Annotated in this window: 15 protein-coding genes and 1 tRNA gene; 14 read left to right on the top strand and 2 right to left on the bottom strand. The window is 50.1% G+C overall.

The features are described from left to right. The first annotated feature begins 158 nt into the window (after positions 1–158). From ALIPUT_RS03615 to ALIPUT_RS03635, 5 genes are all read left to right on the top strand, one after another. Positions 159–1,394 carry an efflux RND transporter periplasmic adaptor subunit gene (locus tag ALIPUT_RS03615; RefSeq protein ID WP_004328349.1) on the top strand — a complete coding sequence of 412 codons (1,236 nt, stop codon included), beginning with the start codon at positions 159–161 and terminating at the stop codon, positions 1,392–1,394. Between the two features lie 3 nt (positions 1,395–1,397). Beyond that, positions 1,398–4,496 (top strand): efflux RND transporter permease subunit, encoded by a 3,099-nt coding sequence (locus tag ALIPUT_RS03620; RefSeq protein ID WP_004328350.1) that lies wholly within the window; start codon positions 1,398–1,400, stop codon positions 4,494–4,496. Continuing rightward, the gene (locus ALIPUT_RS03625) at positions 4,493–5,881 is read left to right on the top strand and encodes an efflux transporter outer membrane subunit (RefSeq protein WP_004328351.1); all 1,389 of its coding nucleotides are present in this window, start codon (positions 4,493–4,495) and stop codon (positions 5,879–5,881) included. The genes ALIPUT_RS03620 and ALIPUT_RS03625 overlap by 4 nt, the downstream gene beginning before the upstream one ends. Before the next feature lie 152 nt (positions 5,882–6,033). Beyond that, positions 6,034–6,106: transfer RNA gene (locus ALIPUT_RS03630), tRNA-Gly, on the top strand. A gap of 179 nt (positions 6,107–6,285) precedes the next feature. Continuing rightward, on the top strand, positions 6,286–7,491 hold the full coding sequence (locus tag ALIPUT_RS03635; RefSeq protein ID WP_004328352.1) for a site-specific integrase: 1,206 nt from the start codon (positions 6,286–6,288) through the stop codon (positions 7,489–7,491). Positions 7,492–7,560: 69 nt separating this feature from the next. Here the strand turns inward: ALIPUT_RS03635 and ALIPUT_RS03640 are convergent, their stop codons facing one another. Next, a complete protein-coding gene (locus tag ALIPUT_RS03640) occupies positions 7,561–8,100 on the bottom strand; it encodes a hypothetical protein (protein WP_231290536.1) in 540 nt (179 codons plus the stop codon). A gap of 165 nt (positions 8,101–8,265) precedes the next feature. After that, positions 8,266–9,105: a hypothetical protein gene (locus ALIPUT_RS03645; protein ID WP_004328354.1), complete on the bottom strand. Its 840-nt coding sequence runs from the start codon at positions 9,103–9,105 to the stop codon at positions 8,266–8,268. A 591-nt stretch (positions 9,106–9,696) separates the two neighbouring features. On the opposite strand from ALIPUT_RS03645, the gene ALIPUT_RS12985 reads away from it, so the two are divergent. From ALIPUT_RS12985 to ALIPUT_RS03685, 9 genes are all read left to right on the top strand, one after another. Continuing rightward, a complete protein-coding gene (locus ALIPUT_RS12985; RefSeq protein ID WP_004328355.1) occupies positions 9,697–9,972 on the top strand; it encodes a hypothetical protein in 276 nt (91 codons plus the stop codon). Between the two features lie 6 nt (positions 9,973–9,978). Further along, a complete protein-coding gene (locus ALIPUT_RS12990; RefSeq protein WP_004328356.1) occupies positions 9,979–10,227 on the top strand; it encodes a hypothetical protein in 249 nt (82 codons plus the stop codon). A 48-nt stretch (positions 10,228–10,275) separates the two neighbouring features. Further along, the gene (locus ALIPUT_RS12055) at positions 10,276–10,776 is read left to right on the top strand and encodes a hypothetical protein (RefSeq protein WP_231290537.1); all 501 of its coding nucleotides are present in this window, start codon (positions 10,276–10,278) and stop codon (positions 10,774–10,776) included. A 69-nt stretch (positions 10,777–10,845) separates the two neighbouring features. Further along, entirely contained in the window at positions 10,846–11,382 is a 537-nt protein-coding gene (locus tag ALIPUT_RS12060; RefSeq protein WP_004328358.1) for a hypothetical protein, read from the top strand. A 421-nt stretch (positions 11,383–11,803) separates the two neighbouring features. Then, entirely contained in the window at positions 11,804–12,193 is a 390-nt protein-coding gene (locus tag ALIPUT_RS03665; protein ID WP_004328359.1) for a DUF6908 domain-containing protein, read from the top strand. Next, a complete protein-coding gene (locus ALIPUT_RS03670) occupies positions 12,190–12,471 on the top strand; it encodes a hypothetical protein (RefSeq protein WP_004328360.1) in 282 nt (93 codons plus the stop codon). Before ALIPUT_RS03665 ends, ALIPUT_RS03670 begins: the two co-directional genes overlap by 4 nt. A gap of 150 nt (positions 12,472–12,621) precedes the next feature. Continuing rightward, positions 12,622–12,975 (top strand): hypothetical protein, encoded by a 354-nt coding sequence (locus ALIPUT_RS03675; RefSeq protein ID WP_004328361.1) that lies wholly within the window; start codon positions 12,622–12,624, stop codon positions 12,973–12,975. 409 nt (positions 12,976–13,384) lie between these two features. Next, positions 13,385–13,723: a hypothetical protein gene (locus tag ALIPUT_RS03680; RefSeq protein WP_004328362.1), complete on the top strand. Its 339-nt coding sequence runs from the start codon at positions 13,385–13,387 to the stop codon at positions 13,721–13,723. A 169-nt stretch (positions 13,724–13,892) separates the two neighbouring features. Next, entirely contained in the window at positions 13,893–14,234 is a 342-nt protein-coding gene (locus ALIPUT_RS03685; protein WP_004328363.1) for a hypothetical protein, read from the top strand. The last annotated feature ends 10 nt before the right edge of the window (positions 14,235–14,244 follow it).

Consider the following 14,244-nt stretch of genomic DNA (forward strand, 5'->3'; position numbering starts at 1 on the left):
GAATAATTCTACATTTTGTAGATTCACGCCACAGGATCGGCCTCGTCTGTTGCAGGCGTATTATATTGTGTATGATTCGCTTATCCGGATAGAACAGGATTGGCGCGGGGTTTGGGTAAAGTCCTTTAACCCTTTTATGGATAAAAACTACTTATGAAATGAAACCGAATCTGAAAGAGTTGAATTTGGAGAAACTGAAAAAAATAGCGGCCAAAACACCTCGTATTCGGGTGAAACTGACTCGTAAGCACTGGATCTTCATCGGCTGTGCCGTCGTGGTGCTGGTCGTTCTGCTCGTCGTGTTGCTGCGTCCCCGGCCGCAGGCCGCCGCACTGCCGGTGGTGGCCGTCGAACCGGTGCAGGTCGAAGATGTCAGCATCTATGGCGAGTACGTGGGCCGTATCCGGGCCCAGCAATTCGTCGAGATCCGGGCCCGCGTCGAAGGTTATCTGGAGAAGATGCTCTTTGCCGAGGGAACCTATATCAAGAAGGGCCAGACGCTTTTCATCATCGACCCGACGGTCTATCGCGCCCGTGCGAACAAGGCCAAGGCGCAGTTGAACAAAGCCCGGGCCCAGGCTCTGAAGGCCGAGCGCGACCTGAACCGTATTCGTCCGCTGTATGAGCAGAATGCCGCCAGTCAGCTCGACCTGGATAACGCCATCGCCTCCTACGAGAGCGCTGTGGCGGACGTGGTGGTGAGCGAAGCCGACCTTACGCAGGCTGAAATGATACTCGGCTACACGACCGTGCAGTCGCCCATTTCGGGTTACATTTCCGAGCGGAACGCCGATATCGGTACGCTCGTCGGTCCTGGCGGCAAGTCGCTGCTGGCCACCGTGGTAAAGAGCGATACGGTGCGGGTCGATTTCAGTATGACCGCGCTGGATTACCTGCGTAGCAAGGCCCGTAACGTCAATCTGGGCCATAAGGATTCGACCCGCAAGTGGGACCCCTATATTACGGTCACGTTGGCCGACGGGGCGCAGTATCCCTATCGGGGACTGGTCGATTTCGCCGATCCGCAGGTCGATCCCCAGACGGGTACCTTCTCCGTGCGGGCCGAGATGCCCAATCCCGACCATATCCTGCTCCCCGGACAGTTCACTAAGGTCAAACTGCTGCTCGACGTGCTCGAACGGGCGGTCGTGGTTCCCAAGAAGGCCCTGATTATCGAGAAGGGCGGCGCCTATGTCTTCGTCGTGCGCCGGGACAGCATCGTGGAGAAGCGTTTCGTGGAAACGGGTCCGGAAACGGGCAATAACTTCATCGTCGAACGAGGACTTGCCTCGTATGAAAATATCGTCGTCGAAGGCTATCACAAGCTGACGCACGGCATGAAGGTCGAACCCGTGGCTCCTCGTGAAGAGGAGGCGAATCCAGAGGAGGAGTAGCCCATGAAAGCCGACTTTTTCATCGACCGGCCGGTCTTTTCCACGGTACTTTCCATCATCATCGTCATCGTCGGCGCCATCGGCCTCGCGCTGCTGCCCGTCGATCAGTATCCGCAGATCGTACCGCCTGTGGTGCGTGTTTCGGCGTCCTATCCCGGTGCCGACGCGCAGACCGTGACACAGGCCGTTGCTACCCCCATCGAGCAGGAGCTGAACGGTACGCCCGGCATGATCTATATGGAGTCGTCGAGCTCCAACTCGGGCGGTTTCTCCGCGACCGTCACCTTCGATATTTCGGTCGATCCCGATCTGGCGGCCGTGGATGTCCAGAACCGCCTGAAGAAGGCCGAGGCACGCCTGCCGGCCGAGGTGGTGCAGAACGGTATTTCGGTCGAGAAACAGGCCGCCAGCAAACTGATGACCATCACGCTGCTCTCGTCCGACCCCAAGTTCGACGAAATATATTTGAGTAATTACGCCACGCTCAACGTGCTGGACCTGCTGCGCCGTATTCCCGGCGTGGGCAGTATTTCGAACGTCGGCAGCCGCTACTACGCCATGCAGATCTGGGTGCAGCCCGACAAGCTGGCCGACCTGGGGCTGACGGTCAAGGATCTGCAATCCGCGTTGAAGGATCAGAACCGCGAGTCGGCGGCCGGCGTGCTGGGGCAGGCTCCGATGACGGGCCTCGACGTGACGATCCCCATTACGGCGCAGGGACGTTTGTCGTCGGTCAGCCAGTTCGAAGATATCGTCATCCGGGCCAATCCCGACGGTTCGATCATCCGCCTGAAAGACGTGGCGCGCATTTCGCTCGAAGCGTCGTCCTACAATACCGAAAGCGGTATCAACGGCGGTAATGCCGCCGTGCTGGAGATCAAGATGCTTCCGGGAGCCAATGCAATGGAGGTGGCCGAGGCGGTGAAGGCCCAGATGGAGGAGATCAGCCGCAATTTTCCGGAGGGTATCTCTTACGAGATTCCTTTCGATATGACTACCTACATTTCCGAATCGATCCATCACGTCTATCAGACGCTTTTCGAAGCGTTGCTGCTGGTGATTCTGGTGGTATTCCTTTCGTTGCAGAGCTGGCGGGCGACGCTCATTCCGATCGTGGCCGTGCCGATCTCGCTCATCGGTACCTTCGGCGTGATGCTCGTGTTCGGCTTCTCGCTCAATATGCTGACCCTGCTGGGTCTGATTCTTGCCATCGGTATCGTGGTCGATGACGCGATCGTCGTGGTCGAAAACGTCGATCGCATCATGAACGAGGAGGGGCTTTCGCCCTACGAAGCGACCAAGAAGGCAATGCGGAGCCTGAGCGGAGCGTTGATCGCCATGTCGCTGGTGCTGTGCGCCGTGTTCGTCCCGGTGAGCTTCCTTTCGGGCATTACGGGGCAGCTCTATCGCCAGTTTACCATTACGATCGCCGTATCGGTAATCATCTCTACGGTCGTGGCGCTGACGCTCAGCCCCGTGATGTGCGCCTACCTGTTGAAGCCCGACAGAGGCGGCCGGAAGAAACGGTTTTTCCGGTATATCAATTTCGGTCTTGCGAAAGGCAATAAGCTCTACGGCCGTATGATCGGCCGGGCGCTCGCCCATTCGCGCCGTATGTTCGCCGCCTTCGGCGTGGTACTCATCGGTATCTGGTTGATGAATAAACTCGTGCCCGAGAGTTTCATGCCGCAGGAGGATCAGGGGTATTTCACCGTCGAACTGGAACTTCCGGAAGGGGCGACCATCGAGCGTACGCGTACGGTGACCGACCGGGCGATGGCCTTTCTGATGCAGGATCCCGATGTGGAGTATGTACTCAACGTGACGGGTTCGAGTCCTCGTGTGGGCAGCAACCAGGCCCGCAGCCAACTGACAGTGATCCTCAAGTCCTGGAAGGAGCGGGAATCGGAGGATATCAGCGAAGTGATGAAACGTGTGCGCGACGAGTTGTCGCGTTATCCCGAAAGCAAGGTCTATCTTTCGACGCCTGCCGTCATTCCCGGTCTGGGAACCTCGGGCGGTTTCGAAATGGTGCTCGAAGCTCGCGGGGATGCCGGCTATGCCGATCTGCAGCGGGCGGTGGATACGTTGATGCACTATGCCGAGCAGCGGCCCGAGTTTACGGGGCTGGCCTCTTCGATGCAAGCCGATATTCCGCAGCTTTATTTCGACGTGGACCGCGACAAAGCGCAGTTGGTCGGGGTTTCGATGTCCGACATCTTCTCTACGATGAAAGCGTTCACGGGTTCGATCTACGTCAATGACTTCAATATGTTCAACCGTATATACCGTGTATATATTCAGGCCGACGCGCCTTATCGGGCTTACCGCGACAACCTGAACCTCTTCTTCGTACGGGGTGCCGACGGGGCGATGATTCCCGTCACGTCGCTCGGTACAACGCACTATACGACGGGTGCCGGTACGATCAAGCGTTTCAATATGTTCAACGCTGCGACCATCACGGGCGAAGCGGCTCACGGATACAGTTCGGGACAGGCGATGGACGAGCTGGAAAATATCGTGCGTGAGAAATTGCCTGCGTCGGTGGGCGTCGAGTGGAGCGGCCTTTCTTACCAGGAGAAGCATGTGAGTGGACAGACGGGTCTTGTGCTGGCGCTGGCTTTCCTGTTCGTCTTCCTCTTCCTCGCCGCCCAGTACGAGAGCTGGTCGGTGCCCGTCGCGGTCATTCTCTCGCTGCCCGTAGCCGGAATCGGTGCCTATCTGGGTATCTGGGTTTGCGGTTTGGAAAACAACATCTATTTTCAGATCGGCCTGGTGATGCTCGTAGGTCTGGTGGCCAAGAATGCCATTTTGATCGTAGAGTTTGCCAAGGAGGAGGTGGAAAAAGGCCGCGACGTGGTGTCGGCGGCACTCAAGGCCGCACACCTGCGTTTCCGCCCGATCGTGATGACCTCGCTGGCGTTCATCCTCGGCCTGCTGCCGCTGGTGTTCGCATCGGGTCCGGGGTCGGCGAGCCGTCAGGGTATCGGTACGGGCGTCTTTTTCGGTATGCTGGTAGCTATCTCTGTCGGCATCGTCTTCGTGCCCTTCTTCTTCGTGTGGATTTACCGGATTAAAGCAAAACTGAAGAAACGATGAAACGAGTTGCGATATTTGTCATTTTGGCTGCACTGACCGTCGGATTCTCTTCCTGTTCGGCTGTGCGGCACTGTCAGGCCCCCGAGGTGGAGATGCCCGGGCAGATCGCTTCGGGCTATACCGATTCGCTGACCATCGCCGATCTGAGCTGGTGGCAGTTTTACGGGGATTCGACGTTGCGCCGGGTCATCGAGCTGACCTTGGAAAATAACAAGGATATGCTTGCGGCGGCGGCTCGTGTGGAGCAGATGCGGCAGTTGTATCGGATAAGCAAGGCCGAGCGTTTGCCGAATTTTTCGGCCAAAGGGCTGGCTGATTACGAAACGAACGATTATGCCGACGAGGAGTCGAGCCGTGATCCGGAGTTCAGTGCCAAGCTCTCCGTCAGTTGGGAGCTGGACCTTTGGGGAAACCTGCGCTGGGCCAAGCGCAAGGGCGGGGCGGAGTATCTCTCTTCGGTCGAGGATTGGCGTGCGATGCGTATGACTCTCGTCGCGGAAGTTGCGACGGCCTATTTTCAGTTGATGGCTTTGGATAACGAGCTTTCCATCGTGCGTCGTACGCTCCGAACGCGCAGCGAGGGTGTGCAGCAGGCGCAGTTGCGGTTCGAGGGCGGTCTTACCTCCGAAACCGTTTACCAGCAGGCCAAAGTGGAATACGCTTCGACGGCGACCCTGATTCCGGATCTGGAGAGCAGGATCGAAATTATGGAAAACAGTATTGCATTGCTTATGGGAAAATCTCCTGACTGGGAGGTGTTGCGCGGTCAAATGAATATCGAAGCCGAGTTTCCGGACAGTCTGCCTGTCGGTCTGCCTTCGGGACTGTTGCAGCGGCGTCCCGACGTACGGGCTTCCGAACAACAGTTGCGTTCGGCGATGGCTTCGGCGGGGATGGCCTATGCAGATCGTTTTCCCCGGCTGACCTTCAATCTGGTAGGCGGTTGGGAGAACGATGCGTTGCAGGGTTTCTTTCGCTCCCCGTTCTCGTATGTGGCCGCTGCGATCGCCGCTCCGGTCTTCGGCTTCGGACGCAAGCAGGCCAAATATCGTGCGGCATTGGCGGCATACGACGTAGCCCGGCTGGGGTACGAGAAGAAGGTGCTGGAGGTTTTCAAGGAAGCCAACGATGCGGTAGTCACTTACCGTAACGTCCGCAAAACGGCCGCGTTGAAGGTCGCTCTGCGCGATGCTGCCCGCAAATACGTCGAACTGGCCAATTTGCAGTACCGGGGCGGCAGTATCAATTATATCGACGTGCTGGATGCCCAGCGCCGGTATTTCGATGCCCAGATCGGTTTGAGCAACGCCGTACGGGACGAACACCTCGCTTTGGTGCAGCTCTATAAGGCGTTAGGCGGCGGCTGGGGAGTGGTGGCGGAATAGCTTTCTGTTGTCAGATAGTCGGATTTAGCATTAAAAACCGGTTCTGAAGGGTTGTATGACAGTTTTTTTGATTTTTGTCTCGTAAATTTCCGGGCAAAAATTTTGAGGAATAAAAAAAACCGTTTATATTTGCACTCCGAAATACCACTAATGCGGAAATAGCTCAGTTGGTAGAGCACAACCTTGCCAAGGTTGAGGTCGCGGGTCCGAGTCCCGTTTTCCGCTCAAGGCAAACGAGTGATAATCAATGGATTATCGCTCGTTTTTCTTTTTGCGGGTGCGAAATGAAACGCTCCGTAATGCCTTTTTCGCGCCGTTTTCCGAAGATTGTTTTACCATTTGTTTAACCATGTTTTACGGCGGTAGAACACCGCCCGCGCCTGTCTGCATAATGCCGCAACATTATGAATGTCAGCATCAATGCCATTTGCAGAAAAGACCGCATCAATCAAAACCGCACCACGAACATCTACCTGCGTTTTACCGTCAATCGCCGCAGCCGCTATGTAAGTACGGGAATCAATATCCCCGCCGATGATTGGGATTTCGACACCCAAACGCTTAAAACCCAAAATCCCGCCGTTCAGCTACGGATTTACGAGCAAATCGAGAAATACGACAAGCGCATCAAACGGCTCGAAGCGTTGGAGGTTCCCGTAACGCTGGATAACGTTCTGGAAACCGACGGACGGAGGGTCTATTGCACGATAGCCGAATATTTCCGCCGCACGATTACACAGTTGGAATCGGTGGGTAAAATCGGCTCGGCGTCGAAACACAAGGTCACGTTCTCACTCCTGCAACAATTCCGCTCGACCAATATCCGTTTCGACGAAATTACGGTCGGCTACCTGCGTGATTTCGAACTGTTCCTAATGAAAAAGGGTAACAAGAGCAATTCGATAGCCACGAAATTCAGCGTTCTGAAAGCCGTCTATAACAAGGCTCTTGCCGAGGGAATTTTCACCACGCCGCACAGTCCGTTTCTGCAATTCAAAATCGGACGGTTGTGGACAGCCACCCGCAAACGTGCCATCCGCAAGGAGGATGTGCAACGGCTGATGCAGGCGGAGATACCCGCCGACGGTTCGGCCTATCTGGATTTCGCACGGGACATTTTCCTGTTTTCCTATCTCTCGGCAGGCATCAATTTCAAGGACATCGCCACCCTGCGTTACTGCGATATGGACGAGGAAAGAATCTACTATGCCCGCCACAAAACCAGCAAGGAGATGACCTGCCACCTCTCGGAACAGTCGAAAGCGATTATCGGCAAATACGCCAAATCCGACCATGCGGACGAAGATTATATTTTCCCGATACTCGACCGCCGCATACACAAGACCGAGCAACAGATTTACGACCGAGTGCGCAAGGTGCTGAAACACGTGAACAAGGCCCTGCACGAGTGGAGCCGATTATTGGGGCTGAAAATCGAGCTGACTACCTATGTCGCTCGGCACACGTTCGCCACGGTTTTGAAGCGGTCAGGAGTGAATATTGCAATCATTTCCGAATCGCTCGGTCATTCCGATTTATCCACGACACAGATTTACTTGGATAGCTTTGAGAACAGCCAAATCGACGCGGCAATGCAGAATCTATTGTGAACGAAAAAGGGCACTCCGACGAATATACGGAGTGTCCTTTTTTTTAATTCTAATGACAGCAGGCTGAAATTAGGCGACCGTCGTTTGTTCGGGAAGCCGTTTTATATCTTCCGACAGAAATCTGTCCGCATCTTCGTGCGAGAAGCGTTTCCCGTAAAGTTGCACATCAGCCCCTAATGTACGGGATACACCGTCTTTCAGCACCTTTTTCATCGTGGCACTACCGAGGAACACAATATGTTCCGCGACATATTCAGGCTTCAAGCCCAAGATTTCACACTCGCGGCAATACCTGCGGCTGTCAAGCAGGATATTTACCTGCTCCATGAAATCAGCCCAAAACTTGTTTGCATCCGAGTAAGCCGCATTCATAAATTTGTTGATGCAGGCCAATTTAATTTCGTTATCCTTTTTCAGTTGGACATCGAAAACGGGCCGCGCCTGCGTCATTACCCGCCACATCGGGGGCGTAGTCGAACGGCGGCGGCGCGCGGTCTGCGCAGTCTGCTGTTCTTTCTGTTCAGCAACGGGAGCAGGCGTAGCGGTTGCGGCGTTTGCCGCGTTAATTTCCTTTACATTGCTCTGACCATTCATAATAGCATTAGCCATAATCTTAAATACTCCTTTTACAGAGGGGCTTAAATTATGCTGCATCCCTTGCCCAAGCGTTTGCAGGTCGTCGGGTTTATCCCTTTCGACACTACAAAGATTTGACTTTTCGCACCCCAAACACGGGGAGTGAAATAAAGGGCGTTTTTACTCTCCCTTTGCAAATTACAGATAAACAGCGGAATAAGTTGCAGGCATGCGCCCCTTGCAGGACTTAATTATTCCTTTTAACGAATCGTCGCTATACAAAAAACTGTCGTTATAGGTAAATTTGTAGAGGTAACAGATACGCGAAATCAGCAACAGCCGATTCAACGAAACACTCTTATCGGGTTGCTTCGGGCGGTTATCCCCCAATAAAGTGTTCAGCATATCCCGATACATCTCCACAGTCCGATAAATCCGATACGACGTACTCGGATAGGTTTGGTCGAAATTGCCCGTGTCAATCCCGTAATACTGAATCTTCCTGCCTTTGCATTCCCGTTCATAGGTTTCCCGCAACCAGTCCAAAATCCCACGCTTTATAACGGGCAGAACCTCGACTTTCTTTCGGTTCTTTTTAAGGGTTATTTCAATATCATCGTCCGCGAAATCCTCGCCTAACTCTTTGAACAGATTTTGCACCGCCTTATCCAAAGACGCGGGTTTCACAAGGCCGCAGTTCTTAAACGAGGTTTCGACATAATCGTAAATAAAGACCAGCACAAACCAGAATTTCTCGACATCCAGCCCCAATCCCATAACCGTAGCGATTATATCGTCGTTAGCAAGATAATCCGACTTGGCAAAGGGCATCTTAATCTTCCCCGTACAGTAGCGATATTCGAATTGCGGCGTGCGGATTCCATACGTCTGTTCATCGCATCCGCAGGCAATATCGACATACTCGCGCAACTCTCGGCGCATCGGGTCGAAATCCCAATGCACAATCTTATCGTTTTCATCCATCAGTAAGGATTCATACATACTCTTACGGATGGCATCGGCTTCTTTCTCATTCATAAAATAGCGTTTTACACCCAAATTTACGGCTTTTTACGTGTACATCGCACTTATTTACCATGCAAAAACCGCTATTAGCACTTAAAACACGTGTTCGAAAGGAATTTCAGAACAGCCGCGCCATGTACCGAACCGCTAATAGTACTGAATTACATGACACGAAAGGTGTTTTAGAACAACGGACTATGTAAAATACCCGCTAATACTACTTTTTGCACATTAATTTCCCCGTCGAACACACTCCGCCACCCCGTAAACAGCCCTATAAGGCCATCTAAGACATAGATAAAAATGTTCGGATTAATTGCTGTCCGACTTTTGTTCCCAATAAAAAAGGTGCTATCTTTATAATACGAGAGAGGAAAATCCGACAAGTAAGGGTAAGGTCATGTAAGGGGCATTTTCGGTGTCCCTTGCTTTTGTGCCCTGCTCGCATATTTTTTGTGTCGGAAATCAATTCTCCTTATAAAAATAGATTCCCACACCGAAAAAATGCGGCCGCATAAAAAGTGTGTCGGAAATTAAATTTACTAATAAAGATGTTACCCGCACAAAAAATATGCGGCGTAATTTTTTCCTTACTCTTTACTTATGAATTCAATCATTACCGCACCTTCGGACGCACTCCACGTTCAGCAAATTCCCGAACTCGACAACAAATTACCCGAAAACTGCATCTTTAATAAGGGCAAGACGGGATGCGGTGCAACGACACTTGCCATCGAGAACCGCATATCGACTTTAATTGCCGTTCCGACGGTGAACCTTATCAAGAACAAACTGCCCGAACACGCCGACCTGCTGGGGGTTTACGGCGGTGTTAGCAACCAAGAGATAGCCGACTATCTGAAAACGCACGACCGCTGAAAAATCATGGCCACCTATGATGCGATTCCGCGTGTCGCAGAGGTTGCAGGAGCGGAGATATACGCCAAAGCCCTGCTGTTGGTAGACGAATATCACCGCCTGCTGTTCGACTATTCATTTCGACACCGAGCCGTTACGGGATTGCTTGCCGAAATGCCCAAATTCAGCCGCGCGACTTATATGTCCGCGACACCCATCGAGCGGGAATTTCTGCTGGATGAATTGCAGACCTTGCCGACAACGCGGATTGTCTGACCCAGCGAACCGCCGATGCAGGTGCGGTTGTGGCATGAAAACAGTCCGTTGGCATCGGTCGTAAATCTTTGCCACAACGCCGTAACGCATGGCGTGTCCTATAACCTGCATTTCTTTGTAAACAGCGTCGATTTTATCGGGCGGGTGTTGCATCATGCCCGACTGTCGCCCGACGAGGTGAAAATCGTCTGTTCGACAAGCGGGACATCCGAGCAGATAAACCGCGAGAAATTAGGCGGAGATTATTCGATAGGGATTCCCGACAAAGCGGTGCGCAAAATCAATTTCTACACCTCGACGGCTTTCGAGGGGTGCGACATTTACGATAAGCAGGGCAAAATATACGTCGTGAGCGACGGCACGGCACGACATCACCTGCTGGACGTTTCGGCGACGATACGGCAGATTGCAGGACGCATACGAGATACGCATTACAAAGAGATAACGCACATCTTCTCGACGGTACGATACGCCGAGGGCATCACCTATCCGCAATTCAAAGCCGCAACGGAAAAAGAATTGGACAAGGCCGAACGCTTCGTGAAATGATATGCGACGGCGGATGAAGATTTACGCAACCAGATTTACACCAATAACAAATACATCAATACCGATACAATGACCATAGACCGCAACCGAATCAAATTGGAACTGCTGAATTTCCGCAACTATGCCGAGATTTATGCCGACAGCCGTAACCTTATTACGGAATACGAGCGTAACGACAACAAGATAACAACTGCCGAACGGCATGACATCCGACTGACCAAGTTGGAAAAGAACGCCAAAGCCAAGATACCGTTTAAGGAGTTGTTCGACCGATACGCCGAACTCAAAGCGTCCGACACGAATCCTTTTTCGACGGACGTGTTCGCATTATCGCTTATCGAGCGGCGGAACCCGTTGGTAAAACAAGCCTTTGAGATATTGGGGACAGAACGGGTGCGGGAACTCAAATACAATCAGACGCAGATACGGCGCGAACTGATTAAATGTTCGGCGGACGAACTCGCATATAAAATCGTCAAACGGATAAATGCCGATTTACCCCACGGAAAGGCGATACCCTCTAAAATCATTAAAGAGAGATTACAGACCATATACGACGATTTGGGGGTTGAGCGCAGAGCAAAAGCGACGGATATTGCCCAATGATTCGATACCGCGAAAGGCTACAAGAACATCGACGGCAAGAACACCGAGTGCTACACCATCATAAGGGATAAACTCGTTGCGAGGAAAAAGATTGCTGCGGAATAATAGCGCAACTCCGATTGGCTGAAAAGTCGGTCGGAGTTTTTCGGTACATATACCCCGACCGAGCGGACAATCCCTATTTTTCACCCCTCCCCCTTTTCAGATGGGAAACCGAATTTTTTACTTACCATTTAATAGGATTCCACATAAAACAAACCGCCTCTATCTGCGTCCGAAACCATATAACAGAATCAAATTATCTGCATTATATAGAATCGGAAAACTATTCTTACATGGAGATATGCCGCCCTTTTTAGTTGGTTATGAATGGAGTTATCTTTTTACAAGTAATGGGGAATAACTCTAAACTTTACAGACCATGAAAACATTAAATGAAAGGGCGACAGAGATTCTGAAAGCCTTGTTAACCGTGCGGGCTTACAGAATCGACCACGGAAACGGAGTTTACACACGCTTACGTGCCGCAATGATTGGGCGCAATGGAAAGTACAACCTTATTTCGCTGGTAGAATATTACGAATCTAAAGGTAAACTTGCGCAGAATACAGAAATGAATTTTGCATTTGACACAAGTACAAAGCAATTTATCCCGTACTATTACTGCAACAAAACTCTCCGCATTGAATCGCATAGTGCGTACCCGACAGAAAACGGAATGGAGAATTGCGCCGAGGAACGACAGGCTGACCACACAAATTTTGCAAACCGATGGCTAATACGCATGAACTCGCAACAACCGATTATATGAATGCGCAACGAGTAGTACAGAATTGTGTTTTGAAGAATCAAAGCACGGTTATCGAGGAAATGATACGGGCAAACCTTATTTCCGAAGAATATCTTTATCCGTTCGCGGATGATGTCATGGAATGGTGGTTGATTGATTCTTGGCTGGCTGAACGACTGAAAGCGCAAGGCGAGGTTATCATCGAGGAATACGGTTGCTACTGGTGGGGCAGACAATCCAGCGGGCAGGCTATCTACATGGATTATGTAATTCAGAGAATTTGCGGGGGAATCGACTGATTCCCCTTGCAAATCTGAATCCGATTATTTACTTTTGCAGAAACAACAATAATAAAGGCACGAAAACCATGTAGCACGAATAGATTATTACGCTTCAAAACGGGTTCCCCATCCTGTCCCGACTATATCATAAATCAAAACATTCAAAAAATGGGGACAGTCAAGAATGTAGAGTTGTCGATGCAATCCGTTCGGCGGCTATTGGAGCGTAATCATCTTGCCTACACGATTGAAAAGGATTCGATTCTTTTCAACCGACGATTCAACCGCAGGACAGGACAAAAATCCTATTATTACATCGGCTTTACAGAGGGCGAGAAGAAAATCGGTCGTCAAAGCATCGCGTTCGGATGTGTAGACTACAATGTTTACGACGAAGATTTTGCAATGGGCACATGCTTTCGCCAGACGATGTGTACCGATATGGCGTTTTTCGCATTCCATTTTCACGACCTCTTTCCCGATTTCTATCCGACCGACGAGTACAACGATTGGAGCGAATGACACGAACGGCAGACTTTGCAGACGGACTGACAACCGACTGCAAGGTCTGTTTTTATGTAATGACTAAATAAATAAGGCTATGCCAGCACCATAGAATCAAAAATAAGGGCAACAACCCCGAAAAGGAGTTAGGGCTATGCATTTTTCCGAAAATGTTTCCTAAATTTGTGGAACATACGAACTACGGAAGCGTAAGTTTATTCTCGATGTTGAATCTGGTAAATTTAATTGCGATGAGAATAAGCAGACCTAATCTCCCGCCATATCCTATTGGATACGAGCGTGGGGTTGTTGCTTATTTTATCGCAGGGCTTACCAGAGCCTAACATCATAAATAAGCGTACAACCCTGCGCTTTCTTTTTACTACTAACCGCTGTTTGTGGGTTGGAATGGCAAAATGAATAGTATATGATGAAAAAAGATGTCTTTTATTCCAAACTAAAGCATTGGTTAGAGAGTAATGGAATAAGCGCAATTAAGGTGATTGCTCCTGTTAAACCATTAGATATGATCCACATTGATAAATCGCGTATTAAATCATGTGATGGATTTATGTTTAATGGGAATAAATTATTTCAAGATTTAAAGGTTTTTATTGATGTCAATGATAATATTCTCGGACTTTCCATTGGACAATTAAGCCCCAGTCTAATAATGGTGCTTAATATGACAAAAGAATTTTGTGGTTTGCCATTTTCTAATATAAGAAAAAGAAATGACGATAATATTCACGAATTATATTGTTAAACAACTAAATATTTCAGAATCATGATAGACTTTTTAGCACTCCTTGGAGCCGTTGCAGCTGTCATAATCATTGCATATTTACTTCGAGATTTTCTCGACAAACCTTGTAAATTCTAAAATACTAACACACGAACAATAAACCTCTATCATAAAAATACCTTTTAAAATTATGAAAAAACTAATCATTGCATCTGCTTTTACAATATTATTTACAACAGGATATAGTCAAACAGTCAAAGACTTACAGCGTTTTAATCAAATGCTTGCTAAACAAGATTCGATTAGGAATATAGAAAGTAAGAAATCATGGGATAGGTTTCAAAAAGTTTTTGATGCAGAAACAAAGCGGATAGAAAGCACACCATTTAAAGGACTTTCCAAATTTGAGGAGAATCCTAATTTTGTTAGAAATTCATATCAATCATCCAATCCTTTTCAAAATAACAGAAATCCATCATATCCGTCTAAATCCAAAGAGAAAATGGTAATCATCTACTACGAAAGGGAATAACGACAAGTAC

Source organism: Alistipes putredinis DSM 17216, from assembly GCF_000154465.1.
Lineage (GTDB): Bacteria > Bacteroidota > Bacteroidia > Bacteroidales > Rikenellaceae > Alistipes > Alistipes putredinis.

Excerpts from the sequence above, each read along its gene's own strand:
- ALIPUT_RS03615 (WP_004328349.1), top strand. The coding sequence starts at position 159 with ATGAAACCGAATCTGAAAGAGTTGAATTTGGAGAAACTGAAAAAAATA.
- ALIPUT_RS03620 (WP_004328350.1), top strand. The coding sequence starts at position 1,398 with ATGAAAGCCGACTTTTTCATCGACCGGCCGGTCTTTTCCACGGTACTT.
- ALIPUT_RS03625 (WP_004328351.1), top strand. The coding sequence starts at position 4,493 with ATGAAACGAGTTGCGATATTTGTCATTTTGGCTGCACTGACCGTCGGA.
- ALIPUT_RS03635 (WP_004328352.1), top strand. The coding sequence starts at position 6,286 with ATGAATGTCAGCATCAATGCCATTTGCAGAAAAGACCGCATCAATCAA.
- ALIPUT_RS03640 (WP_231290536.1), bottom strand. The coding sequence starts at position 8,100 with ATGGCTAATGCTATTATGAATGGTCAGAGCAATGTAAAGGAAATTAAC.
- ALIPUT_RS03645 (WP_004328354.1), bottom strand. The coding sequence starts at position 9,105 with ATGAATGAGAAAGAAGCCGATGCCATCCGTAAGAGTATGTATGAATCC.
- ALIPUT_RS12985 (WP_004328355.1), top strand. The coding sequence starts at position 9,697 with ATGAATTCAATCATTACCGCACCTTCGGACGCACTCCACGTTCAGCAA.
- ALIPUT_RS12990 (WP_004328356.1), top strand. The coding sequence starts at position 9,979 with ATGGCCACCTATGATGCGATTCCGCGTGTCGCAGAGGTTGCAGGAGCG.
- ALIPUT_RS12060 (WP_004328358.1), top strand. The coding sequence starts at position 10,846 with ATGACCATAGACCGCAACCGAATCAAATTGGAACTGCTGAATTTCCGC.
- ALIPUT_RS03665 (WP_004328359.1), top strand. The coding sequence starts at position 11,804 with ATGAAAACATTAAATGAAAGGGCGACAGAGATTCTGAAAGCCTTGTTA.
- ALIPUT_RS03670 (WP_004328360.1), top strand. The coding sequence starts at position 12,190 with ATGAATGCGCAACGAGTAGTACAGAATTGTGTTTTGAAGAATCAAAGC.
- ALIPUT_RS03675 (WP_004328361.1), top strand. The coding sequence starts at position 12,622 with ATGGGGACAGTCAAGAATGTAGAGTTGTCGATGCAATCCGTTCGGCGG.
- ALIPUT_RS03680 (WP_004328362.1), top strand. The coding sequence starts at position 13,385 with ATGATGAAAAAAGATGTCTTTTATTCCAAACTAAAGCATTGGTTAGAG.
- ALIPUT_RS03685 (WP_004328363.1), top strand. The coding sequence starts at position 13,893 with ATGAAAAAACTAATCATTGCATCTGCTTTTACAATATTATTTACAACA.